The organism is Enterobacter sp. 04-C-12-SI-ECC (assembly GCF_047530715.1).
Classification (GTDB): Bacteria; Pseudomonadota; Gammaproteobacteria; order Enterobacterales; family Enterobacteriaceae; genus Enterobacter; species Enterobacter bugandensis.
Map to the genome: position 1 here is coordinate 55,113 of NZ_JBLKDI010000023.1, position 22,176 is coordinate 77,288.

Annotated in this window: 21 protein-coding genes and 1 pseudogene; 15 read left to right on the top strand and 7 right to left on the bottom strand. The window is 56.1% G+C overall.

What is annotated here, in order from left to right:
• Nucleotides 1-2: 2 nt before the first annotated feature.
• Nucleotides 3-878: an ABC transporter permease gene (locus ACMWL8_RS21935; protein WP_045259784.1), complete on the top strand. Its 876-nt coding sequence runs from the start codon at nt 3-5 to the stop codon at nt 876-878.
• 9 nt (nt 879-887) lie between these two features.
• Nucleotides 888-2,489, top strand: coding sequence for a gamma-glutamyltransferase family protein (locus ACMWL8_RS21940; RefSeq protein ID WP_045259785.1), 1,602 nt, complete (start codon nt 888-890; stop codon nt 2,487-2,489).
• A 56-nt stretch (nt 2,490-2,545) separates the two neighbouring features.
• Here ACMWL8_RS21940 and ACMWL8_RS21945 read toward each other — a convergent pair whose 3' ends face one another.
• A complete protein-coding gene (locus tag ACMWL8_RS21945) occupies nt 2,546-3,316 on the bottom strand; it encodes an amidohydrolase (protein ID WP_041911141.1) in 771 nt (256 codons plus the stop codon).
• A 108-nt stretch (nt 3,317-3,424) separates the two neighbouring features.
• Entirely contained in the window at nt 3,425-5,869 is a 2,445-nt protein-coding gene (fadE, locus tag ACMWL8_RS21950; RefSeq protein ID WP_028012072.1) for an acyl-CoA dehydrogenase FadE, read from the bottom strand.
• A gap of 239 nt (nt 5,870-6,108) precedes the next feature.
• Here fadE and lpcA point away from each other — a divergent pair, with 239 nt between their 5' ends.
• Entirely contained in the window at nt 6,109-6,687 is a 579-nt protein-coding gene (gene lpcA, locus ACMWL8_RS21955; protein WP_003863232.1) for a D-sedoheptulose 7-phosphate isomerase, read from the top strand.
• A gap of 48 nt (nt 6,688-6,735) precedes the next feature.
• Complete coding sequence (locus ACMWL8_RS21960; protein ID WP_028012073.1) at nt 6,736-7,503, top strand: class II glutamine amidotransferase; 768 nt, start codon at nt 6,736-6,738, stop codon at nt 7,501-7,503.
• Here the strand turns inward: ACMWL8_RS21960 and dpaA are convergent.
• Complete coding sequence (dpaA, locus tag ACMWL8_RS21965; protein WP_028012074.1) at nt 7,474-8,214, bottom strand: peptidoglycan meso-diaminopimelic acid protein amidase; 741 nt, start codon at nt 8,212-8,214, stop codon at nt 7,474-7,476. The genes ACMWL8_RS21960 and dpaA overlap by 30 nt on opposite strands.
• Nucleotides 8,215-8,512: 298 nt before the next feature.
• On the opposite strand from dpaA, the gene ACMWL8_RS21970 reads away from it, so the two are divergent.
• The 7 genes from ACMWL8_RS21970 to nqrM are packed head-to-tail and all read left to right on the top strand — an operon-like array spanning nt 8,513 to nt 14,552.
• Complete coding sequence (locus ACMWL8_RS21970; protein WP_045259786.1) at nt 8,513-9,856, top strand: Na(+)-translocating NADH-quinone reductase subunit A; 1,344 nt, start codon at nt 8,513-8,515, stop codon at nt 9,854-9,856.
• A 2-nt stretch (nt 9,857-9,858) separates the two neighbouring features.
• Nucleotides 9,859-11,094 carry an NADH:ubiquinone reductase (Na(+)-transporting) subunit B gene (locus ACMWL8_RS21975; RefSeq protein ID WP_045259787.1) on the top strand — a complete coding sequence of 412 codons (1,236 nt, stop codon included), beginning with the start codon at nt 9,859-9,861 and terminating at the stop codon, nt 11,092-11,094.
• Complete coding sequence (locus ACMWL8_RS21980) at nt 11,087-11,881, top strand: Na(+)-translocating NADH-quinone reductase subunit C (RefSeq protein ID WP_045259788.1); 795 nt, start codon at nt 11,087-11,089, stop codon at nt 11,879-11,881. The genes ACMWL8_RS21975 and ACMWL8_RS21980 overlap by 8 nt, the downstream gene beginning before the upstream one ends.
• A complete protein-coding gene (locus tag ACMWL8_RS21985; RefSeq protein ID WP_028012078.1) occupies nt 11,874-12,512 on the top strand; it encodes an NADH:ubiquinone reductase (Na(+)-transporting) subunit D in 639 nt (212 codons plus the stop codon). The genes ACMWL8_RS21980 and ACMWL8_RS21985 overlap by 8 nt, the downstream gene beginning before the upstream one ends.
• 6 nt (nt 12,513-12,518) lie before the next feature.
• Nucleotides 12,519-13,115 (top strand): NADH:ubiquinone reductase (Na(+)-transporting) subunit E, encoded by a 597-nt coding sequence (nqrE, locus tag ACMWL8_RS21990; RefSeq protein ID WP_349396039.1) that lies wholly within the window; start codon nt 12,519-12,521, stop codon nt 13,113-13,115.
• A 10-nt stretch (nt 13,116-13,125) separates the two neighbouring features.
• A complete protein-coding gene (gene nqrF, locus ACMWL8_RS21995) occupies nt 13,126-14,349 on the top strand; it encodes an NADH:ubiquinone reductase (Na(+)-transporting) subunit F (RefSeq protein ID WP_045259789.1) in 1,224 nt (407 codons plus the stop codon).
• A gap of 2 nt (nt 14,350-14,351) precedes the next feature.
• Entirely contained in the window at nt 14,352-14,552 is a 201-nt protein-coding gene (gene nqrM / locus ACMWL8_RS22000; RefSeq protein ID WP_041911135.1) for a (Na+)-NQR maturation NqrM, read from the top strand.
• 30 nt (nt 14,553-14,582) lie between these two features.
• Here the strand turns inward: nqrM and ACMWL8_RS22005 are convergent, their stop codons facing one another.
• The gene (locus tag ACMWL8_RS22005; protein ID WP_045259790.1) at nt 14,583-15,446 is read right to left on the bottom strand and encodes a glycerophosphodiester phosphodiesterase family protein; all 864 of its coding nucleotides are present in this window, start codon (nt 15,444-15,446) and stop codon (nt 14,583-14,585) included.
• A gap of 158 nt (nt 15,447-15,604) precedes the next feature.
• Between ACMWL8_RS22005 and dinB the strand changes: the two genes are divergently transcribed.
• Nucleotides 15,605-16,663, top strand: coding sequence for a DNA polymerase IV (dinB, locus tag ACMWL8_RS22010; protein WP_041911133.1), 1,059 nt, complete (start codon nt 15,605-15,607; stop codon nt 16,661-16,663).
• 55 nt (nt 16,664-16,718) lie between these two features.
• On the opposite strand, the gene pepD is transcribed toward dinB, so the two are convergent.
• Nucleotides 16,719-18,176: a cytosol nonspecific dipeptidase gene (gene pepD, locus ACMWL8_RS22015; protein WP_045259791.1), complete on the bottom strand. Its 1,458-nt coding sequence runs from the start codon at nt 18,174-18,176 to the stop codon at nt 16,719-16,721.
• Between the two features lie 260 nt (nt 18,177-18,436).
• On the opposite strand from pepD, the gene gpt reads away from it, so the two are divergent.
• From gpt to crl, 3 genes are all read left to right on the top strand, one after another.
• Nucleotides 18,437-18,895: a xanthine phosphoribosyltransferase gene (gpt, locus tag ACMWL8_RS22020; RefSeq protein WP_003863205.1), complete on the top strand. Its 459-nt coding sequence runs from the start codon at nt 18,437-18,439 to the stop codon at nt 18,893-18,895.
• A 104-nt stretch (nt 18,896-18,999) separates the two neighbouring features.
• Nucleotides 19,000-20,244 (top strand): esterase FrsA, encoded by a 1,245-nt coding sequence (gene frsA / locus ACMWL8_RS22025; protein WP_028012084.1) that lies wholly within the window; start codon nt 19,000-19,002, stop codon nt 20,242-20,244.
• A 57-nt stretch (nt 20,245-20,301) separates the two neighbouring features.
• Nucleotides 20,302-20,703 (top strand): sigma factor-binding protein Crl, encoded by a 402-nt coding sequence (gene crl / locus ACMWL8_RS22030; protein WP_045259792.1) that lies wholly within the window; start codon nt 20,302-20,304, stop codon nt 20,701-20,703.
• A 68-nt stretch (nt 20,704-20,771) separates the two neighbouring features.
• Here crl and phoE read toward each other — a convergent pair whose 3' ends face one another.
• Nucleotides 20,772-21,824 carry a phosphoporin PhoE gene (gene phoE / locus ACMWL8_RS22035; RefSeq protein ID WP_045259793.1) on the bottom strand — a complete coding sequence of 351 codons (1,053 nt, stop codon included), beginning with the start codon at nt 21,822-21,824 and terminating at the stop codon, nt 20,772-20,774.
• A 289-nt stretch (nt 21,825-22,113) separates the two neighbouring features.
• A pseudogene (locus ACMWL8_RS22040) lies at nt 22,114-22,176 on the bottom strand (type II toxin-antitoxin system mRNA interferase toxin, RelE/StbE family); the annotation flags it as partial.

Below are 22,176 nucleotides of genomic sequence, written 5' to 3' on the forward strand. Positions count from 1 at the left end.
CGATGGCGGAACTGACGACGCAAACCGTAGCCCCCGCGCTGCCGCACGCGCAGAACCGGGTGCTGAAGAAATTCCTCGGCAATAAAAGCGCGGTGGTTGGCGCGCTTGTGGTGGGTTTCTTTGTGCTGGTGGCGCTGCTGGCGCCGTGGATCGCCCCGTTTGACCCGGTTAAAGCCAACTTCCTCGCGGTGCGCGAAGCGCCGTCAGCGATGTACTGGTTCGGCACCGACGAGCTGGGGCGCGACATTTTGTCCCGCATAATCTGGGGAGCGCGAACCTCGCTGATGGCGGGCTGTATGTCTGTGGTTATCGCGGTGGCCATCGGCGTGCCGCTGGGGCTGGTGGCGGGCTACTTCCAGAAAATGTGGGACGGCGTCATCTCGCGCTTTATCGAGGCGCTGCTGGCCTGCCCGTTCCTGATCATGGCGATCGCGCTGGGGGCATTTTTAGGCCCGAGCCTGACCAACGCGATGATCGCCATCGGTCTTTCGGCGATGCCGATCTTCGCCCGCCTGACGCGCGGGCAGGTGATCGCCATTCGCAATGAAGAGTACATCGACGGCGCGCGGGCGATTGGCCTGCCGGATCGCTGGATCATCATTAAATACGTTCTGCCAAACGTGATGTCGCCGATCATGGTTCAGGCCACGCTGGCCATTGCCTCGGCGATTATTGCCGAAGCCAGCCTGTCGTTTTTAGGGCTGGGGCAGCAGCCGCCCAATCCGTCCTGGGGGTCCATGCTTAATACCGCGAAAGGTTTCCTTGAGCAGGCGCCGTGGATGTCCGTTTTCCCCGGCGTGGCGATTTTCCTTGCCGTGCAGGGCTTTAATTTACTTGGCGACGGGCTGCGCGATGCGCTCGATCCGCGCCACGACTAAGGAGTCATGATGACCAAAGCGCTTGATTTTACATCCGGTTACACTTCACGCCGCCCGCCGATGATGGGCCACAACGCCGTTGCCACTTCGCAGCCGCTGGCGGCGCAGGCGGGAATGAAAATGCTGCAGCTGGGTGGCAACGCCGTCGATGCGGCCATTGCCACCGCCATGGCGCTGACCGTTGTTGAGCCGACCGGCAACGGCATCGGCAGCGACGCCTTTGCCATCGTCTGGGACGGTGAAAAACTTCACGGCCTGAACGCGTCCGGGCGCTCGCCGGCCAGCTGGCATGCGGATCTGTTTGCCGGTAAAAGCGCAGTGCCGGAAATCGGCTGGGACGCGGTGACGGTGCCGGGTGCGGTGTCGGGCTGGGTGGCCCTGGCAGAACGCTTCGGCACGCTACCGCTGACCACGCTGGCGCAGCCTGCGATTGACTACGCGCGCAACGGCTTCCCGGTCTCGCCGCTGATTGGTCATCTCTGGCAGCGCGGCTATAACAAGCTGAAAGATCAGCCTGGCTTTAGCGCCTGCTTCGCGCCGGAAGGCCGCACCCCACGCGTGGGGGAGATCTTCCGTAACCCGGCGCAGGCACATTCGTTGGAGCTGATTGCCAAAACCAACGGTGAAGCCTTTTACCGTGGTGAGCTGGCGCAGAAAATCGCCGCCTTCGCCCAGGAGCACGGCGCGCACCTGTCAGCGGAAGATCTGGCAAACCATCGCGTGGACTGGGTTGAACTGCTGTCGCGCGACTTCGCGGGCGGCTCGGTACAGGAGCTGCCGCCAAACGGGCAGGGGATCGCCACGCTGATTGCACTCGGTATTCTGGAGCAATGCGGCATTGAGAAACATCATCCGGACTCCGTGCAGTCTCTGCACTTATCCATTGAAGCCATGAAGCTGGCGCTGGCGGATCTCGACCGCTACGTGGCGGATGAAGAACATATGGAGTTCGCAGCAAAAGAGCTGCTGAGCGACCATTATCTGAAGTCGCGTGCGGCGCTTATCGATCGCGATAACGCCTCTGACTTTGTGTACGGTTCACCGACGCAGAGCGGCACGGTCTACATCAGCACCGCGGACGCCAGCGGGATGATGGTTTCGTTTATCCAGTCCAACTTTATGGGCTTCGGTTCAGGCATTGTGGTGCCGGATACCGGAATCAGCCTGCAAAACCGCGGCTGCGGCTTTGTGCTCGATCCCAAACACCCGAACGCGCTGGCGGGCAGCAAGCGTCCTTTCCACACCATCATTCCGGGCTTTGCGATGGACGGCAACGGCCAGCCGCTGATGTCCTTCGGCGTGATGGGCGGCCCGATGCAGGCGCAGGGGCACATGCAGATGGCGCTGCGCATTATGCTGCACGGGCAAAACCCGCAGGCGGCCATCGACGCGCCGCGCTGGCGCGTGGTGCAGGGCAGGGAGGTGATTGTTGAATCGACGTTTGATCGCAACACCATTGCCGCGCTGCGCGAGCGCGGGCATCAGATCGTGGTGGAAGATCCGCTCCAGGATTACAACTTCGGCGGTGCGCAGGTGATCTATCGTATGCCGGAAGGGCACTACGTGGCCGCGACGGAGAGCCGCAAAGACGGGCAGGCGTTAGTGAGTTAAAAGAAGCGAGCGACATTGGTAGGCCGGGTAAGGCGTAGCCGCCACCCGGCATTTTTTCACCCAATGCTAAACGGATCCGCATCCTGCCACGCCGGGAACTTCTCCCGATACTCCTTCAGCGCCGTCAACGACAGCTCCGCATCAATGCGCGTCGCCTGATGCGGTTCGGCGGTGGCAATAATCTCGCCCTGCGGGTTCACCACCCGGCTGTCGCCGCGGTAGTGGTGGCCGTTGCCGTCCGTCCCCACGCGGTTACAGCCCACCACGTACGCCTGGTTTTCAATCGCGCGAGCCACCAGCAGCGCCTGCCAGTGCAGCGAGCGCGGCGCGGGCCAGTTGGCGACGTACAGCGCCAGGTCGTAATCGTTGCGGTTGCGCGACCACACCGGGAAGCGCAGGTCGTAGCAGACCAGCGGCAGAATACGCCAGCCGCGCCACTCGAACACCACGCGCTCGTTACCGGCTTCATAATGATGATGTTCATCGGCCATGCGGAACAGGTGGCGTTTATCGTAAAAATGCACCTTCCCTTCCGGCTCAACCAGCAGGAAGCGGTTCACCGGGCCGCGTTCCGTCTGCAGTGCGGCGCTCCCGGCGATCAGCGCGTTGGTTTGCTGCGCTTTGGCATGCATCCAGGCGACCACCTCTTCCTGAGGCATTGACTGTTTCGCCGCTTCCATCGCGAAGCCGGTGGTAAACATCTCCGGCAGGACAATCACATCTCGCCCGGTAATCTCTTCCAGTTGACGATCAAAGTGGCGCAGGTTGGCAGGGCCATCCATCCACACTAAAGGCTGCTGCAAAATCGAAATCTTCAAACCAGGCACGATACAGACTCCTCAAACGACCCCTTTTTGACACTGTAGCACGTCATTACGAGAAAATGTGGCAATAAAAAACCCCGCACCGGGCGGGGTTTGTCAGAGCGAAGCGGGTTATGCCGCTTCAGGTTTGCGGTGCTTCTCCGGCAGCTTTACCGGCTGCGTCGCCAGCTCTTCCGGTTCGAAATCATCCACGTTAATACTGCGCAGACGGCTCTCTTCGGCTTTCACCAGCAGCGCAGCTTCGTCGTTATTGATAATGCCACCGGCCAGCGCCTGTTTCGCCAGTTCGTCCAGACGGGTAAACGGCAGGTTTTTACCCAGCTGTTTGCAGATTTTCTGGTGAATCGGGTCGGCGGCCATCACGTCCAGCAGCGCCTCTTCCAGCAGGCCCACCGGGTTATGCGGCGTTGGTGCCAGATACTGACCGCGGCCAATGCGGGAGCGGGTTGCGCTCGGAACCTGCAGGATCTTCGCCACCTTGTGGTCCAGCTTGTCGGACGGCGCCAGATGATGACGACCGGTCGGGAAGATCACCACGCGCAGAGCGCCAGCCACGAAGCGGTTCGGGAAGTTCGCCAGCAGGTCGTCAATCGCCTGTTCCGCCTGATACATCGCATCCTGCACGCCCCAGTGCACCAGCGGCAGATCCGCTTCCTGACGGCCTTCGTCGTCGTAGCGTTTCAGCACCGCAGAGGCCAGGAAGATCTGGCTCAGCACGTCGCCCAGACGGGCGGAGATACGCTCGCGACGCTTCAGGCTACCGCCCAGCACCGCCATGGAAACATCAGACAGCAGAGCCAGGTTGGCGCTCAGACGGTTCAGATGCTGGTAGTAACGTTTGGTCGCATCGCCGGTTGGCGTCGCGCTGGTCAGGCCGCGCGTCAGGCCCAGCCAGAAGCTCCGCACCTTGTTACTGCCCACGTGACCGATATGTTTGAACAGCAGTTTGTCGAAGGCGTCCACGTCGTTATTCTGCGCAGCGGCCATCTCTTCCAGCACGTACGGATGGCAGCGAATCGCACCCTGGCCGAAGATCATCATGCTGCGGGTCAGGATGTTGGCCCCTTCCACGGTGATGGCAATCGGTGCGCCCTGATAGCCGCGCGCCAGGAAGTTGCCTTCGCCGAGCATAATGCCTTTACCGCCCGCGATATCCATCGCGTCAATGATCGACTGCTGCGCGCGGTGGGTACAGTGGTACTTCACAATCGCGGACAGCACGGCCGGTTTTTCGCCCAGCATAATGCCGTAGGTAATCAGGGATGCAGCGGCGTCCATCACGTAGGCGTTGCCCGCGATGCGTGCCAGCGGCTCTTCGATACCTTCCATCTTGCCGATGGAGATTTTGAACTGACGGCGAATGTGGGCATAAGCGCCAATTCCCATCGCGACGGACTTCAGGCCGCCGGTTGAGTTCGACGGCAGGGTAATACCGCGACCCACCGACAGACATTCCACCAGCATGCGCCAGCCCTGACCGGCCATTTTCGGGCCGCCGATGATGTAGTCAATCGGCACAAAGATATCCTGGCCGCGGGTCGGACCGTTCTGGAATGGCACGTTCAGCGGGAAGTGACGACGGCCAATTTCCACACCCGGCGTCGAGGTTGGGATCAGCGCACAGGTAATGCCCAGATCCTCTTCACCGCCCAGCAGTTTTTCCGGGTCGGAGAGCTTAAAGGCCAGGCCCAGCACGGTGGCGATAGGCGCCAGGGTGATATAGCGTTTGTTCCAGGTCAGGCGCATGCCCAGCACCTGCTGGCCCTGCCACTCGCCCATACAGACCACGCCAGTATCCGGGATTGCGCCTGCATCGGAGCCTGCTTCCGGGCTGGTCAGCGCGAAGCACGGGATTTCCTGACCGCGCGCCAGTCGCGGCAGATAGTGATCTTTCTGCTCTTCCGTACCGTAATGCTGCAGCAGTTCGCCCGGGCCTAAGGAGTTCGGTACGCCGACGGTAATCGCCAGGATCCCGGAGACGCCCGCCAGCTTTTGCAGCACGCGAGCCTGCGCGTAAGCGGAGAACTCAAGACCGCCGTACTCTTTCTTAATGATCATCGCGAAGAAGCGATGCTCTTTCAGGTACGCCCACAGCTCCGGCGGCAGGTCGGCCATTTCGTGGGTGATAGCAAAGTCGTTCGCCATGCGGCACGCTTCTTCCACCGGGCCGTCAATAAAGGCCTGTTCTTCGGCGGTCAGGCGCGGCTGCGGATAGTTGTGCAGCTTTTTCCAGTCCGGGTTACCCTGGAACAGGTCGCCTTCCCACCAGGTGGTGCCCGCATCAATCGCTTCTTTCTCGGTGCGCGACATCGGCGGCATCACTTTGCGGAAGCCTTTAAATACCGGCGCGGAGATCATCGACTTACGCATCGGGGCCAGGTTAAACGGCAGCAGAATGATGGCAAGAGGGACCAAAATCCAGATATTCCAGAGACCTGCGACGCCAAGCGCAGCCGTCCAGGCCAGAAGAATCAGGCTGCTCAGGAATAAACTGACGCGGTGATAGAACAACACACCGAGCAGTACAACGGTTGCGAGAATGCTCAAAATCATCATAAAGAAAAGCTCCCTTGCTTGTAGGAGGTCTGACCACTTGTGATGATATGGTTGTAGTTGATGTGAATTCCTTTAGCAATGTGTTTACAAAATAATTACAACCTGGTTCACATTGTTCGCGTTTTCGCCGGCACAAAAAATCAAAACGCCGGACGATTCGCATGGCTTTAGCTTCTCGCTTTTCCCGCTATCCGGTACACTCCACTGTGTTATTTCATCAATACTGAAGGATTATCCTCATGTACCAGGATCTTATTCGTAACGAACTGAACGAAGCGGCGGAAACGCTGGCGAACTTTCTGAAAGATGATGCCAATATTCACGCTATTCAGCGCGCGGCGGTCCTGCTGGCCGACAGTTTTAAGGCCGGTGGCAAAGTGCTCTCCTGCGGTAACGGCGGTTCCCACTGTGACGCCATGCACTTCGCCGAAGAGCTGACCGGACGCTATCGCGAAAACCGTCCGGGCTACCCGGCGATTGCGATTTCCGACGTGAGCCACATCTCCTGCGTAGGCAACGACTTCGGTTACGACCACATCTTTTCCCGCTACGTTGAGGCAGTAGGCCGTGAAGGTGACGTGCTGCTGGGTATCTCTACCTCCGGTAACTCCGCGAACGTGATCAAAGCGATCGCCGCCGCGCGTGAAAAAGGGATGAAGGTCATCACCCTGACCGGGAAAGATGGCGGTAAGATGGACGGTACGGCGGATATCGAAATTCGCGTTCCGCACTTCGGCTATGCAGATCGCGTTCAGGAGATTCACATCAAAGTGATCCACATCCTGATCCAGCTGATCGAAAAAGAGATGGTTAAGTAAGACTTCGCTGGGGGGCGCCGGTGCCCCCCGCTGTTGTGGAGGTGATGTATGTGCGAACTGCTCGGGATGAGCGCCAATGTGCCAACCGATATCTGCTTTAGCTTCACCGGGCTGGTTCAGCGCGGTGGGGGAACCGGGCCGCATAAAGACGGCTGGGGCATCACCTTCTATGAAGGCAAAGGGTGTCGCACGTTCAAAGATCCACAGCCCAGTTTTAACTCACCGATTGCCAAACTGGTTCAGGACTATCCCATTAAATCCTGTTCGGTGATCGCGCATATTCGCCAGGCAAACCGCGGCGAAGTTGCGCTGGAAAATACCCATCCCTTTACCCGCGAGCTGTGGGGCCGTAACTGGACCTATGCGCACAACGGGCAGCTTACGGGCTATAAATCTCTGGAAACGGGCAACTTCCGTCCGGTGGGAGAAACGGACAGCGAGAAGGCCTTCTGCTGGCTGCTGCATAAACTGACAGAACGTTATCCGCGCACGCCCGGCAATATGGCCGCCGTATTCAAATACATCGCGACGCTGGCAGCCGAATTGCGTGAAAAAGGCGTGTTTAACATGCTGTTGTCTGACGGGCGCTACGTGATGGCGTTCTGCTCGACGAATCTCTTCTGGATCACGCGCCGTGCGCCGTTTGGCGTTGCTACGCTGCTCGATCAGGATGTGGAAATAGATTTTCAGAAAGAGACCACACCGAACGATGTGGTCACCGTTATTGCAACGCAGCCGCTGACGGGCAACGAAACCTGGCAAAAGATTATGCCAGGCGAGTGGGTGCTATTTTGTCTCGGGGACCGTGTAATTTGACGCCAGCTGCGGGTGGACGACTTCGTGGCTCAGCGGTTTGCTGACCACGTAACGGCCATCGACGATAGAGACTACCGGCGGCTTGTGGGTCTGCTCAAAGTAGTCATAACCCGGCTTCAGCTGTTTCCAGAAATCGGCGTAGTAAGAGTACTTATGGCGCGCCATATTGGCATCGGTCATGCGGAACGGATAGATACTGACCTGAACGTTAGGCTGCCCAAAGACCAGTGCGCCGGTTACGAACTGGAAAATCTCATCAATGCCGGAGTCGGTCATCGCGTAGCAGCCGACAGACACGCAGGCACCGTGGATCATCAGGTATTTCCCTTCATAACCGTGAGCACGGTCATAGGCGTTCGGGAAACCGATGTTGATGGCTTTATAGAAGCGGCTATCCGGCTTTAACTGGTTACGCTGAACGTTGTAAAAACCTTCCGGGCTTTTGAAATCGCCCTGACGCTGTTTCGGGCCCAGCCCGCCGGAATAGTTACAAATTTTGTAGCTATCAAGCAGCTGATATGTTTCGCCCATTTTTACAAACAGTTCGAGCGTGCGCTCTTCCTTGAAGATTTGAATATAAACCGGGGATCCCATTAACTGCTGTTTATATTCTTTGCTGATCGGCGTGGTGGAGCTGTTGCTGCTGAGCAGCCCGGCAAACGACATGCACGGAATCAGAAGCATCGCAATGAACAATGCGATTTTACGCATACTACAAATTCCTTGATAAAACCTGGACTAACTTGCCAGGACGGCAAAAGAGACCCGAAATCAGATTATTCTGTTAGGTGCGCTCACATTAGCACCGCTATAGATTTTCGCAAGAGCCGGGCGGTGAGTTTACAAATTAGTTTTACTTTATAAACCATCAAAAACGCGCTGGCTCCAGGAACTTTGCGTAATAGCTCGCATTTTGGCGCGCCCGACCGTGGATCCCCTGCCCGAGAGAAGGGGAAAATGTTACACTTTGCGCCCACTGGATTGTTGTTTATGGAAACCTGCTAACCACATGTTTAAAATAAAAAAAGGACTTAATTTGCCGATTGCAGGCGTGCCTGAGCAGCACGTCTCGTGTGGCGCAAGCGTCCGTCATGTCGCAATTTTAGGTGACGATTATCTGGGCATGCGTCCTTCAATGCTGGTGCAGGAGGGCGATCGCGTGATCAAAGGGCAGGCGCTCTTTGAAGACAAAAAAAATCCCGGCGTCATGTTCACGGCCCCCGCCAGCGGCACAGTGGTAGCGATCAACCGCGGCGAGCGTCGCGTGCTGCAGTCGGTGGTAATCCGCATTGAAGGCGATGAACAGCGTGAGTTTGCTCGTTATGATGCGGCAGACCTCGCGACGCTTAGCCGCGAAGATGTGCAGGCTCAGCTGCTCGCGTCCGGCCTGTGGACGGCGCTGCGTACGCGTCCTTTCAGCAAATCACCTGTTCCTGATACCGCCCCGGCTGCCATTTTCGTGACGGCCATCGACACCAACCCGCTCAGCGCAGACCCGCAGCCCATTATCCTGGCGCAGCGTAAAGCCTTTGATGCCGGGCTGACCGTTCTGACTCGCCTGACGCCCGGAAAAGTGCACGTTTGCCAGGCCAGCGGCGGCAAGCTTGGTGGCCATCCGCAGGGACAGGTTACGTTTAATGAATTTTCCGGCCCGCATCCGGCGGGTCTGGTCGGGACCCATATCCACTTCCTTGAGCCGGTGAGCCTTAAAAAACAGGTCTGGCACCTTAATTATCAGGATGTCATTGCCATCGGTAAGCTCTTTACGACGGGTGAACTCTGCGCTGAACGGATTATCGCTATCGGCGGGCCGCAGGCCGCAAACCCGCGTCTGGTTAAGACGCTTCTGGGAGCAGACATTAATGAACTGCTGGCAGGGGAAACGAAAGAGGGTGAAAACCGCCTCATTTCCGGTTCGGTACTTAGCGGCCGCCGCGCTGTCAATGCGCACGCGTACCTGGGACGTTTCCATCTTCAGGTGAGCGTCGTTCTGGAAGGGCGTGAGAAAGAGCTGTTCGGCTGGGTTCTGCCTGGCGCAGAAAAATACTCCGTCACCCGCACCACGCTTGGCCACTTTCTGCGTCATAAGCTCTTTAACTTCTCTACCAGCACGAACGGCGGCGAGCGCGCAATGGTTCCGATTGGCAACTACGAACGTGTAATGCCGCTGGATATTCTGCCTACCGTGCTGCTGCGCGATCTTCTGGCAGGCGATACCGACGGCGCGCAGGCGCTCGGTTGTCTGGAACTGGATGAAGAAGATCTGGCGCTCTGTACCTATGTGTGTCCGGGTAAATACGAATATGGACCCGTATTGCGCGAGGTGTTAACCCGCATTGAGCAGGAAGGATAACCATGGGATTAAAACACCTCTTTGAAAAAATTGAGCCGCACTTTACCGAAGGGAAGCTCAAAAAGTACTACCCGCTGTATGAAGCGACGACGACTATTTTCTACACTCCGGGTCTGGTGACGAAAGGGGCAGCGCACGTACGCGATGCCATCGATCTGAAACGCATGATGATCCTGGTGTGGTTTGCGGTTTTCCCGGCCATGTTCTGGGGCATGTACAACGTTGGTCTGCAAACCATTCCGGCGCTGCATCATATGTACGACGCCCAGCAGCTGGCGCAGGTGATCCAGTCTGACTGGCACTATCGTCTGGCGCAGTCGCTGGGCGTGAGCTTTGCGGCTGATGCAGGCTGGGTCAGCATGATGACGCTGGGGGCCGTCTTCTTCCTGCCGATCTACATGACCGTCTTTATCGTGGGCGGCTTCTGGGAAGTGCTGTTCGCCATCATCCGCAAACACGAGATCAACGAGGGCTTCTTCGTGACCTCCATTCTGTTTGCGCTGATTGTTCCGCCGACTCTGCCGCTCTGGCAGGCGGCGATGGGGATCAGCTTTGGCGTGGTGATTGCCAAAGAGATTTTCGGCGGCACCGGACGTAACTTCCTCAACCCGGCGCTGGCGGGGCGTGCGTTCCTGTTCTTTGCTTACCCGGCGCAGATTTCGGGCGACCTGGTGTGGACGGCAGCAGACGGATTCTCCGGCGCGACGCCACTTTCACAGTGGGCGGCAGGCGGCGGTGAAACGCTGGTCAACAATGCTACCGGCCAGCCCGTAACCTGGTTCGACGCGTTTCTTGGCAACATTCCGGGCTCTATTGGCGAAGTATCTACCCTGATGATTTTGATCGGCGGGGCCATCATCCTCTTTGGCCGCGTGGCGTCCTGGCGCATCGTCGCGGGCGTTATGCTCGGCATGGTGCTTACCGCCACGCTGTTCAACCTCATTGGTTCAGACACGAACCCGATGTTCTCCATGCCGTGGTACTGGCACCTGATGCTGGGAGGCTTTGCGTTTGGCATGATGTTCATGGCCACCGATCCCGTCTCGGCTTCCTTTACCGACAGGGGGAAATGGTGTTACGGCGCGCTCATTGGCGTGATGTGTGTACTTATTCGCGTGGTCAACCCGGCCTATCCGGAAGGGATGATGTTGGCCATTCTGTTTGCCAACCTGTTTGCGCCGCTGTTCGACTACCTGGTCGTGCGCGCCAACATTAAGCGGAGGAAGGCGCGTGGCTGAGGTTAAAAATAACGACAGCATCAGCAAAACGCTGCTGGTGGTTTTGGTGCTGTGTCTGGTCTGTTCCATCGTGGTTGCCGGTTCCGCCGTAGGGTTGAAACCGCTGCAGCAGGAACAGCGCGCGCTGGATAAACAGCGTAACATCCTGGCCGTTGCCGGGCTGATGCAGGAAGGCATGACGAAGGACGACGTCGCGGCCGTGTTTGCTGAACGCATTACCGCACGGCTGGTGGATTTAAAAACCGGCGAGCTGATGGATAAAGACCCGGCGAAATATAACCAGGCGCTGGCATTAAAGGATCCGCAGATGAGCACCGTGCTTGACGCCTCGCAGGATCCGGCTGGCATTAAGCGCCGCAGCAATGTCGCGGAGATTTACCTCGTCCGTGACGAGCAGAAGCGCATACAGGAAATCGTGTTGCCCATCTACGGCAACGGCTTATGGTCAATGATGTATGCGTTTGTGGCACTGGATACCGATGGCCGCACGGTCAAAGGTATTACTTATTACGATCAGGGCGAAACGCCGGGGCTGGGTGGCGAAGTGGAAAACCCTAACTGGCGTGCGCAGTTTGTCGGTAAAAAAGTGCTCAATGATAACGGTCAGCCTGCGCTGAAGGTGGTGAAAGGAGGCGCGCGTCCTGGGGATGAATTCGCCGTGGACGGTCTTTCCGGCGCCACACTCACCTCTAACGGGGTGCAGCACAGTTTTGATTTCTGGATGGGTGAACTGGGCTTTGGTCCCTTCCTGAAGAACGTACGTGAAGGAGCGCTGAACAATGGCTGATACGGGTGAACTGAAAGAAGTTAAAAAGGTGCTGATTGGCCCACTTTTAGCCAATAATCCGATAACCCTGCAGGTGCTGGGTGTGTGCTCGGCTCTGGCGGTAACGACCAAGCTGGAAACGGCGGTGGTGATGACGCTGGCGGTAACGCTGGTGACGGCGTTTTCCAGCATGTTTATCTCGATGATCCGCCACCACATCCCCAACAGCGTGAGGATCATCGTGCAGATGGCGATCATCGCCTCGCTGGTGATCGTGGTCGATCAGCTGCTGCGCGCTTTTGCCTACGAAACCTCGAAGCAGCTTTCGGTGTTTGTCGGGCTGATTATCACCAACTGCATCGTGATGGGGCGCGCTGAAGCCTACGCCATGAAAATGCCGCCGCTGGCGAGCTTTATGGACGGTATCGGCAACGGCCTGGGCTACGGCGTGATCCTCCTGACGGTAGGTTTCCTGCGCGAGCTGATTGGCAGCGGCAAGCTGTTTGGCGTTCAGGTGCTGGATACGGTACAGAACGGCGGCTGGTATCTGCCGAACGGCCTGTTCCTGCTGGCCCCAAGCGCGTTTTTCATTATCGGTTTGCTGATCTGGCTGATTCGTACGCTGAAGCCTGAGCAGCAGGAAAAGGAGTAACCGACAATGGCTCATTACCTGAGTTTATTTGTGCGCGCGGTGTTTGTTGAAAACATGGCGCTCGCCTTCTTCCTGGGCATGTGTACGTTCCTTGCCGTCTCTAAAAAGGTCTCGACGGCATTTGGCCTGGGCGTGGCGGTCACCGTTGTGCTGGGGCTTTCGGTTCCGATTAACAACCTGGTGTTCAACTTCGTGCTGCGAGACGGCGCGCTGGTGGAAGGCGTCGATCTTAGCTTCCTGAACTTCATCACCTTCATCGGGGTGATTGCGGCGCTGGTACAAATCCTGGAGATGATCCTCAATAAGTATTTCCCGTCGCTGTACAACGCTCTGGGGATCTTCCTGCCGCTGATCGCGGTGAACTGCGCCATCTTCGGTGGCGTCTCGTTTATGGTTCAGCGCGATTACAACTTCAGTGAATCGGTGGTGTACGGCTTCGGTTCCGGTATCGGCTGGATGCTGGCGATTGTCACCATGGCGGGGATCCGTGAAAAAATGAAATATGCCAACGTGCCTGCGGGGCTGCGCGGCTTAGGGATCACCTTTATCACCACCGGCCTGATGGCGTTGGGCTTTATGTCCTTCTCCGGTGTGCAGCTATAAGGGCTAACAGATGGAAATTATTCTTGGCGTGGTGATGTTCACGCTGATAGTACTGGTGCTGTCAGGGCTGATTCTGGCGGCGCGCGCAAAGCTGGTTAATTCCGGGGATGTGATCATTGATATCAATGACGATCCGCAGAACCAGATCCGTACTCCGGCAGGGGACAAGCTGCTTAATACGCTCTCCGGGAACGGGATTTTTGTCTCGTCAGCCTGCGGTGGAGGCGGCTCATGCGGGCAGTGCCGTGTGACGGTGAAAGAGGGGGGCGGTGATATTCTGCCTACTGAACTGTCGCATATTACGAAGCGTGAAGCGAAAGAGGGGTGCCGCCTGGCGTGCCAGGTCGCGGTGCGTCAGAACATGAAGATTGAGCTGCCGGAAGAGATTTTCGGCGTGAAAAAATGGGAGTGCGAGGTTATCTCGAACGATAACAAAGCCACGTTCATTAAAGAGCTCAAGCTGCGTGTCCCTGAAGGGGAGAGCGTCCCGTTCCGTGCAGGTGGGTATATCCAGATTGAGTGTCCGGCGCACACCGTGGCGTATGCGGACTTCGACGTGCCCGATGAGTACCGGGCCGACTGGGATAAATTTAATCTCTTCCGCTTTGTTTCCGAGGTAAAAGAGCCCGCGCTGCGCGCCTATTCCATGGCTAACTACCCGGAAGAGAAGGGCATTATCATGCTCAACGTGCGTATCGCCACGCCGCCGCCAAACGTGCCTGACGCGCCGCCGGGCGTGATGTCGTCGTATATCTGGTCTCTTAAGCCAGGCGACAAGGTGACGATCTCCGGTCCGTTCGGCGAGTTTTTTGCTAAAGATACCGACGCCGAAATGGTCTTTATCGGCGGCGGTGCGGGTATGGCCCCTATGCGCTCGCACATCTTTGACCAGCTCAAGCGTCTCGGCAGCAAGCGTAAAATCAGCTTCTGGTACGGTGCGCGCTCGCTGCGCGAAATGTTCTACGACGATGAGTTTGAACAGCTGGCGCGTGAGAATCCGAACTTTACCTTCCACGTGGCGCTCTCCGATCCGCAGCCGGAAGATAACTGGACGGGCTATACGGGCTTCATCCACAACGTGCTGTATGAAAACTACCTCAAACAGCACCCGGCACCGGAAGACTGCGAGTTCTATATGTGTGGTCCGCCAATGATGAACGCCGCCGTGATCAAGATGCTCAAAGATCTCGGCGTGGAAGATGAAAACATCCTCCTTGATGATTTCGGAGGCTGATTATGTTGACCTTTCTGGCAACCTTTGCGGTGTTTTTGCTGGTGGTGTTCGGTATGTCTTTAGGCTGGATCATAAAGCGTAAAAGCATTCAGGGCAGCTGCGGAGGTATCTCTTCCATCGGAATGGAAAAGGTGTGCGACTGCCCCGAACCGTGTGATGCGCGTAAAAAGCGCATGGCCCGGGACCAGCAGAGAATTATCTAGGAAAAGGCCGCTTCGTGCGGCCTTTATCATTTATTTTGCCCAGCTTTTGGCTTTGGCTGGTGAGTCTACAAGAACCCCTTCGGCACCCAGTGTTTTCGCCTTCTGGTAATCCTCTACTGAGTTCACGCCGATAAAAATCAGATGGGCATTGCCCTGAGAGCGGAAGCAGTCAACGGCCTCTTTGTCCCACGTTAATGTTGCAGGAGAGACACCTTCACCTAAGGTGAATTTCTCGACCACTTCTACTTTTCGGTTTAACTCAAGCCCATACCAGTAATCGTCCATTTTTTGTGAAGGAGGCAGACATTCATGGCTCAACGAAATCGTGGCCAGGCGCGTGCGGGTTTCGCTGCGCGTGACAAAGCGGGGGATTTCGACAGGCAATGCTTCCATATAGCGATCTTCGGTTGAATAAACGCGAACACGATTCAGGCTGTTGGTCTCTTTCAATACGTTAAGCAGCGCGTTGCCCATGGTCGCCGGATCGGCATCCGGCGATTTGATGTCAATGAAAAAACGCGTATCTGGCCAGGCGCTCAGCACCGACTTCAGCGTCGGTATCGGGGAATTAAGCAGGTTTTCCGGCAGGCCCTTATCTTTCCACTTCACGCTGGCATCCGCCTTTGCCAGTTCTTCAGCGGTATACTGTGACACCTTTCCCTTCAGATTGGTTAACGCTTTCAGATCGGCAGGTCGATAGAGAACCGGTACGCCATCCCGACTGAGCTGCACGGTTATCCAGACGATATCTGCTTTGTTTTCGAGGGCGAGCTTAATGGCTGGCAGGGTATTTTCAGGTGCATCCGCAGTCCCGCCCCGGTGGGCAACGATCGCAGGGCTAGCAGATGCAGCACTCGCCAGAAACAGTAACGAAATCGAGATAATTTTCTTCATGAATAATTACGCTCCATTGATTTTCTAAATGTATGTATATAAAGGTTTTATTACGAATTTTTGTAACACGTTTATATGACAACCGTGAGTAAGGAAAATAGCTGACGCATTTTTTGCCTTTTGTTATACTGTATATAAATACATGTGTGGTATGACCGATGCGCAAAATAATCCATGTCGATATGGACTGCTTTTTTGCCGCAGTGGAGATGCGTGACAACCCGGCGCTGCGGGATATTCCCATCGCCATTGGCGGCAGCCGCGTTCAGCGCGGTGTGATCAGCACCGCCAACTATCCTGCACGCAAATTTGGCGTGCGCAGCGCCATGCCGACGGCGATGGCGCTGAAACTGTGTCCGCACCTTACTCTTTTGCCCGGGCGCTTTGACGCCTATAAAGAAGCGTCAAACCATATACGCGAAATCTTCTCCCGCTACACCTCACTGATTGAACCGCTTTCGCTGGACGAAGCCTATCTGGACGTCACCGACAGCCTGCACTGTCACGGCTCCGCTACCCTGATGGCGCAGGAGATCCGCCAGACGATTTTCAACGAGCTGAATCTCACCGCGTCGGCAGGCGTCGCGCCGGTAAAATTTCTCGCCAAAATTGCTTCCGATTTAAATAAACCCAACGGCCAGTACGTCATCACCCCTGAAGAGGTCCCGGCGTTTTTAAAAACGTTGCCGCTTGGCAAAATCCCCGGCGTAGGCAAAGTCTCCGCCGCGAAGCTGGAAAGTATGGGGTTACGCACCTGCGAAGACGTGCAGCGAAGCGACCTGGCTATGCTGCTCAAGCGCTTTGGGAAGTTTGGCCGCGTGCTGTGGGAGCGCAGTCAGGGCATTGACGACCGCGATGTAAACAACGAACGGCTTCGTAAATCGGTCGGGGTTGAGCGCACGCTGAGCGAAGACATCCATGACTGGTCAGAATGCGAAACCATTATTACGGAACAGCTCTATCCGGAGCTGGAGCGACGCCTGATCAAAGTAAAGCCTGATTTACTGATTGCCCGACAGGGCATCAAGCTGAAATTTAACGACTTTCAGCAGACGACGCAGGAGCACGTCTGGCCGCGCCTGAACAAAGAAGATCTTATCGCAACAGCGAAAAAGGCGTGGGAAGAACGACGAGGCGGACGAGGGGTGAGGCTGGTGGGACTGCACGTCACGCTGCTGGATCCGCAGCTGGAGCGTCAGCTGGTTTTGGGATTGTAGATTACACTCATCGTAGGCCCGGCAAGCGTAGCGCCGCCGGGCAACAGACGACAAATTACTTCGCAGGGATCGCCTTCAGCAGTTCCGTCAACAGCGTCCAGTAATGGCCGACGCTTTCAATATGAACCTGCTCATCCGGCGAGTGTGGACCGGTAATGGTTGGCCCGATGGAAACCATGTCCATGTCCGGATACGGCTTCTTAAACAGACCACATTCCAGACCCGCGTGGATCACCTGGATGTTCGGGGTGCTGTTGAACAGACGCTGATAAGTTTCACGCACCAGCGCCATCACCGGAGAGCTTGCATCCGGCTGCCAGCCAGGGTAGCTGCCTTTGGCGGAGGTTTTCGCGCCCGCCAGCGCACCCAGAGATTCCAGCATGCTTACTACATACTCTTTACCGCTGTCGATCAGGGAGCGGATCAGGCAGATAATTTCCGCGCTGTCGTCGTTCATGGTCACCACGCCCACGTTCAGAGAGGTTTCCACCACGCCTTTCGCCACGTCAGAGTTGCGAATCACGCCGTTTGGCGTCGCGTTCAGCAGCTGAACGAAGCTGTCGCGAGACTGCGCGGTCAGGGCGGCTTTATCCGTAGACACGGATTCCAGCACCACGGTCAGGTTCTTCTCTTTCGCCGACAGTTCGTTTTTCAGGATATCCAGGTAGACGCTGGAGAGTTTTTTCAGCTCGTCCGCTTTCGCCGCTGGCACCGCCACGGTGGCAAAGGCTTCGCGTGGGATCGCGTTGCGCAGGGTGCCGCCGTTGAAGTCCACCAGACGCAGGTCCAGCTCGGCCGCGTGGCCCGCCAGGAAGCGCGCCAGCAGTTTGTTGGCATTACCCAGGCCCAGGTGAATATCACCGCCGGAGTGGCCGCCTTTCAGCCCTTTCAGCGTCAGCTTGAAGGTCTTGAAGCCAGCAGGGATCGCTTCGCGTGACAGCGGCAGGGTAGAGATGAAATCAATCCCGCCCGCGCAGCCCATGTAGATCTCGCCTTCTTCTTCGGAGTCGGTGTTGATCAGGATATCTGCCTGCAGCCAGTTCGCCTGCAGACCGAACGCGCCGTCCATGCCCGCTTCTTCGGTCATGGTCAGCAGCACTTCCAGCGGACCGTGTTCAACGCTGTCGTCAGCCAGCACCGCCAGCGCAGAGGCCATACCGATGCCGTTGTCCGCGCCCAGGGTGGTGCCGCGCGCTTTTACCCAGTCGCCGTCGATGTACGGCTGGATTGGGTCTTTAGTGAAGTCGTGAACGGTGTCGTTGTTTTTCTGTGGCACCATGTCCAGGTGCGCCTGCAGTACAACCGGTTTACGGTTTTCCATGCCTGCGGTAGCCGGTTTGCGGATCAGAATGTTGCCAACCTGGTCGCGCTCTGCGTGCAGACCTTTTTCCTTCGCCCAACCCATAATATGTTCGGCAAGCTGTTCTTCATGGTAGGAAGGGTGTGGAATGGAGCAAATTTTGGCAAAAATATCCCACAGCGGCTGCGGAGATAATTGAGACAGTTCAGACACGATAAGTCTCCTTGTCGAGGCGCTGCAAACAGGGTTGCAGGCCACAGGGTTAGCAGGTTAATAGTTACCACAAGACAGGCTTGCGAGATGCAACTGAGAATACCACTTTCTCTGCTGGCTGGTAGCATAAAGCATGTAAAAACTCAGGCAGGGAGCGCTAAACACTGGTTTTTAGTGCGCCAGATCTCTATAATCTCGCGCAACCTATTTCCCCCTCGAACACTTTTTAAGCCGTATAAAAACAGGCTGGGACACTTCACATGAGCGAAAAATACGTCGTCACCTGGGACATGTTGCAGATTCACGCACGCAAACTGGCTGCGCGTCTGATGCCTTCCGAACAGTGGAAAGGCATTATTGCCGTCAGCCGTGGCGGTCTGGTACCGGGGGCGCTGCTGGCACGTGAGCTGGGTATTCGTCATGTCGATACCGTCTGCATCTCCAGCTATGACCATGATAACCAGCGTGAGCTGAAAGTGCTGAAACGCGCTGAAGGCGACGGTGAAGGCTTCATCGTTATCGACGATCTGGTGGACACCGGCGGTACTGCGGTCGCTATTCGCGAAATGTACCCGAAAGCGCACTTCGTCACTATCTTTGCGAAGCCTGCTGGCCGCCCACTGGTTGACGATTACGTCATTGATATCCCCCAGGATACCTGGATTGAACAGCCGTGGGATATGGGCGTGGTCTTCGTACCGCCTATTTCAGGCCGTTAATTTCAGTACGTAACTTTACACGCCCGGCTATGCCGGGCGTTGTTCTTTTTGGCCTGCCACGCGTTACAATGGGTACTATATGACGTATCCATGGAGGCAACGCAATGACGCAGGCGAATCTCACCGAGACTCTCTTCAAACCCCGTTTCAAACACCCTGAAACGTCGACGCTGGTCCGTCGGTTTAATCCGGGAACCATGCCTGCCGTCCAGTCTGCGTTAGACGGTAAAAACGTTCCCCACTGGTATCGCATGATTAACCGCCTGATGTGGATCTGGCGCGGTATCGATCCTCGTGAAATCCTCGACGTGCAGGCGCGTATCGTAATGAGCGAGTCGGAGCGTACCGACAGCGAGCTCTACGACACGGTAGTGGGCTACCGGGGCGGGAACTGGATCTACGAATGGTCTAAACAGGCGATGCTCTGGCAGCAAAAAGCCAGCCAGGAAGAGGATGCCACGCGAAGCGGCAAGCACTGGCTGCACGCGGCCAACCTCTACGCCATCGCGGCCTATCCGCATTTGAAGGGGGATGAGCTGGCCGAGCAGGCTCAGGCGCTGGCGAATCGTGCCTATGAGGAGGCTGCTCAACGTCTGCCGGGTCAGATGCGCGAGCTTGAGTTCGCCGTTCCGGGCGGTGCGCCCGTCACCGGGTTCCTGCACATGCCTGAAGGCGACGGCCCGTTCCCGACCGTGCTAATGTGCGGCGGGCTGGATTCCCTGCAAATCGACTATTACAGCCTGTATGAGCGTTACTTCGCACCAAAAGGGATCGCGATGCTGACGCTCGATATGCCTTCTATTGGATTCTCATCGAAGTGGAAGTTAACGCAGGATTCGAGCCTGCTGCACCAGCATGCGCTTAAAGCGCTGGAAAATGTTCCGTGGGTTGACCACACCCGCGTCGCGGCGTTCGGCTTCCGTTTTGGTGCCAACGTTGCGGTGCGTCTGGCTTACCTTGAATCTTCACGTCTGAAGGCCGTCGCCTGCCTGGGCCCGGTGGTTCACGCCCTGCTCAGCGATCCTGCCCGTCAGGGCAGCGTGCCGGAGATGTATCTGGACGTCCTTGCCAGTCGACTTGGCATGCATGATGCCTCAGACGAAGCGCTGCGCGTTGAGCTCAATCGCTACTCGTTAAAAACGCAAGGGTTGCTGGGACGCCGCTGCCCGACGCCGATGCTGTCCGGTTTCTGGAAAAACGATCCGTTCAGCCCGGAGGAAGAGTCACGCTTAATCACTTCGTCATCTGCGGATGGCAAATTGCTTGAGGTGCCGTTCAGTCCGGTGTATCAGAATTTTGACAAAGCCTTGAAAGAGATCACGCGCTGGATCGCCCAGAGAGTGTGTTAATAGATTGCTAAATTTCGCTGGTTTGGTAAAACAGTGGCTTCACAAAAGGAGATCGCAATGACGTTACCGAGTGGACACCCGAAAAGTAGGCTGATTAAGAAATTTATGGCTCTCGGCCCGTATATTCGAGAAGAGCAGTGTGAAGAGAATCGCTTTTTTTTCGACTGCCTGGCTGTATGCGTCAACGTGAAGCCTGCACCCGAAAAACGTGAATTCTGGGGCTGGTGGATGGAAATGGAAGCAGAGGAGAAACGTTTTACGTATAGCTACCAGTTTGGCCTGTTTAACAAAGACGGCAACTGGCAGGCCACCACCATTAAAGATCAGGAAGTGATTGACCGCCTGGAATACACCCTGAAAGAGTTCCACGACAAAGCGAGCGCACTGCTGGCGAGCCTGGATCTCAAGTTCGAGCCAGCGGATAACTTTTCCAGCGAAGCGGTGAAGCTCACTGCCTGATAGCGTCACAGCGCCACAGGGCAAAAAAATCCCGGCTTATATGCCGGGATTTTCTTATTCGGATAATCTTAGAACTGGTAGGTCATACCCAGGGCAACGATATCATCGCTGCTTACGCCCAGTTTATTATCGTCGTCAATCTGGTTGATTTTATAATCAACAAACGCGGACATGTTTTTGTTGAAGTAATACGTGGCACCCGCGTCAATATATTTCACGATATCTTCGTCGCCAATGCCTTCGATATCTTTACCTTTGGACTGTACATAACCCACGGATGGGCGCAGACCAAAGTCAAACTGATATTGTGCAACCACTTCGAAGTTTTGCGCTTTATTTGCAAAACCACCGGAGATAGGGGCCATATTGCGGGTTTCAGAATAAATAGTGGCCAGGTAAATATCGTTCGCGTCGTATTTCAGACCGGTTGCCCAGCCCTCGGCTTTTTTACCTTCACCGCGCGCCTGCAGGTTCTGCGCGTTGGTGCGATCGGAGCTGGCATAAGCACCAATGACGGAGAAATCGCTGCCGCCGAAGTCATAGGCCAGAGACGTACCAAAGCCGTCACCGTTCTGCTTTTTCACGTCGCGGTTTTCGTTTTTGCCCTGGTACTGCAGGGTCATATCAAGACCGTCTACTATGCCAAAGAAGTCGGTATTGCGGTAGGTGGCCAGTCCGGAGGCACGTTTCGTCATGAAGTTGTCGGTCTGTGCCAGGCCGTCACCGCCGAACTCAGGGAACATATCGGTGTATGCCGCGACGTCATAAAGCGCGCCCAGGTTACGGCCGTAATCCAGTGAACCAAAGTCTTTCAGTTTAATACCGGCGAACGCCAGACGTGTTTTCTGCGAGGAGTCGCTTTCAGCTTTGTTACCTGCGAATTCAGCTTCCCAACGGCCGTAGCCCGTCAGCTGATCGTTAATCTGGGTTTCGCCTTTAAAACCGAAACGAACGTAAGTCTGGTCACCATCTTTGGTGTCATCATCACTGATATAGTGCATAGCTTTCACTTTGCCGTACACGTCCAGTTTATTACCGTTTTTATTATAAACTTCTGCTGCGTGAACAGATGCGGAAGCCACCACGCCCATAACCACTAATGCCAGAGTGCTCTTTTTCATTTTCGATCCTGTCTTATAAACGCGCTTTAAAAATTCGCTGGACGATAAGCTGATGCTTAAGTCCCGTGAAAAAACAGGAAGGGTTTTATCGTTCTGGAATGAAACTTTTATGACAAACTAAGAATAATTTTAAAAAACTGTGATTTATTATTACGGTAATAAATTTGTCAAATTCTGCCGCTACGCTTCCTGATCCCGCGCAACAAAGTGCCTGGTGATGCACTAAGGCAGTGTCAACGCAAAGCAGAAGTGTCACCTTCGGTGCGAAACAGAGATGTCATGCTTTGGTTCAGAGAATGCGTTTGACCGCCTCGCTATATACTTCCGAGCGTTCTCTTTTCCCAACAGAAAT

Coding starts and splice junctions, on each gene's coding strand:
- dinB (WP_041911133.1), top strand. CDS start 15,605: ATGCGCAAAATAATCCATGTCGATATGGACTGCTTTTTTGCCGCAGTG.
- nqrE (WP_349396039.1), top strand. CDS start 12,519: ATGGCTCATTACCTGAGTTTATTTGTGCGCGCGGTGTTTGTTGAAAAC.
- frsA (WP_028012084.1), top strand. CDS start 19,000: ATGACGCAGGCGAATCTCACCGAGACTCTCTTCAAACCCCGTTTCAAA.
- gpt (WP_003863205.1), top strand. CDS start 18,437: ATGAGCGAAAAATACGTCGTCACCTGGGACATGTTGCAGATTCACGCA.
- lpcA (WP_003863232.1), top strand. CDS start 6,109: ATGTACCAGGATCTTATTCGTAACGAACTGAACGAAGCGGCGGAAACG.
- fadE (WP_028012072.1), bottom strand. CDS start 5,869: ATGATGATTTTGAGCATTCTCGCAACCGTTGTACTGCTCGGTGTGTTG.
- ACMWL8_RS21985 (WP_028012078.1), top strand. CDS start 11,874: ATGGCTGATACGGGTGAACTGAAAGAAGTTAAAAAGGTGCTGATTGGC.
- ACMWL8_RS21935 (WP_045259784.1), top strand. CDS start 3: ATGGCGGAACTGACGACGCAAACCGTAGCCCCCGCGCTGCCGCACGCG.
- nqrF (WP_045259789.1), top strand. CDS start 13,126: ATGGAAATTATTCTTGGCGTGGTGATGTTCACGCTGATAGTACTGGTG.
- nqrM (WP_041911135.1), top strand. CDS start 14,352: ATGTTGACCTTTCTGGCAACCTTTGCGGTGTTTTTGCTGGTGGTGTTC.
- ACMWL8_RS21970 (WP_045259786.1), top strand. CDS start 8,513: ATGTTTAAAATAAAAAAAGGACTTAATTTGCCGATTGCAGGCGTGCCT.
- ACMWL8_RS21975 (WP_045259787.1), top strand. CDS start 9,859: ATGGGATTAAAACACCTCTTTGAAAAAATTGAGCCGCACTTTACCGAA.
- phoE (WP_045259793.1), bottom strand. CDS start 21,824: ATGAAAAAGAGCACTCTGGCATTAGTGGTTATGGGCGTGGTGGCTTCC.
- crl (WP_045259792.1), top strand. CDS start 20,302: ATGACGTTACCGAGTGGACACCCGAAAAGTAGGCTGATTAAGAAATTT.
- ACMWL8_RS21940 (WP_045259785.1), top strand. CDS start 888: ATGACCAAAGCGCTTGATTTTACATCCGGTTACACTTCACGCCGCCCG.
- dpaA (WP_028012074.1), bottom strand. CDS start 8,214: ATGCGTAAAATCGCATTGTTCATTGCGATGCTTCTGATTCCGTGCATG.
- ACMWL8_RS22005 (WP_045259790.1), bottom strand. CDS start 15,446: ATGAAGAAAATTATCTCGATTTCGTTACTGTTTCTGGCGAGTGCTGCA.
- ACMWL8_RS21960 (WP_028012073.1), top strand. CDS start 6,736: ATGTGCGAACTGCTCGGGATGAGCGCCAATGTGCCAACCGATATCTGC.